The following is an 887-nucleotide window of genomic DNA, read 5'->3' on the forward strand; positions in this document are numbered from 1 at the left end:
CTTTGCCTTCTACATGGCCTTTTTCATTCCCTTTGCGTGGATTACACACTTGAACCTTAAAGCCATAATATTGCTGAAAATGTCGAAAGGCATCCGTTAATTGTGCTTCTGAATCGCCTTTTCTCACTTTCTTCACCGCAGGTGTTAGATTATCAATTCGAATACTTAGAGGAACGCCTCCAGCCTGTTTAAATAACGCTTGTAATCCGCCTAAAAAGCATTCTAAATTTTCACTTGGCATTGGTACGGCAAAGGCTGTGTTACTTGATGGAAAGGACATGATTAATGCATGTACATCCAATATTTCACCATCATGAACGGCCTCCATGATACCGAAGTCTACCTGTGCTTCTCCTTCTGGATGTTCTAAACGTTCATATCCTTGATCTACCTCATCTTCTTGTGAGGCTTTCCATTCTTGAATAAAATTACACACCGTTCTGTAAGAACCCTGGAATCCTTCTTTTACTAGGTCTTCAAATATTTTTTTATTTTTACGGCGTAATTTTTTCTTCAGCTTTAAATCTTCTTCTAACCAATCAATGACCATTTCTCCCCATTTTTCATCATACATCATGCCTTTTTTCAAATAGGTTTTCTCTTGAGGGAGCTGATCTCCATCGCCGTATTTCTTAGCGGTGCGCCAATTAACTTGCATTGTTTTTGCGATTTCTGTAATCGATAATCCTTTTTCATTTCGTAATGTTTTGATACAATTAACTTCAGACATTGTTAGCATCCTTTCTTTCCTCCCTGTTTCGGCTTCAACACCTAAAACAGTAGAGGGACTTGGGGTGGCTGGCAAGTCTTTTTTTTATGCACAAAAATAGTGCAGGACTCTGTACAAATTCTTTGCACTAGTCTGCACTTTTATTTTGCAATAAACA

At 38.3% G+C, this 887-nt stretch carries 1 protein-coding gene; it reads right to left on the bottom strand.

Going from position 1 to position 887, the window contains the following annotated elements:
* The coding region (gene istA / locus CD30_RS19200) for an IS21 family transposase (RefSeq protein WP_036180848.1) at window positions 1-739 on the bottom strand (739 nt) is incomplete at its 3' end.
* Window positions 740-887 lie beyond the last annotated feature (148 nt).

Origin of the sequence: Ureibacillus massiliensis 4400831 = CIP 108448 = CCUG 49529, assembly GCF_000772965.1 — a bacterium.
Taxonomy (GTDB): Bacteria; Bacillota; Bacilli; order Bacillales_A; family Planococcaceae; genus Ureibacillus; species Ureibacillus massiliensis.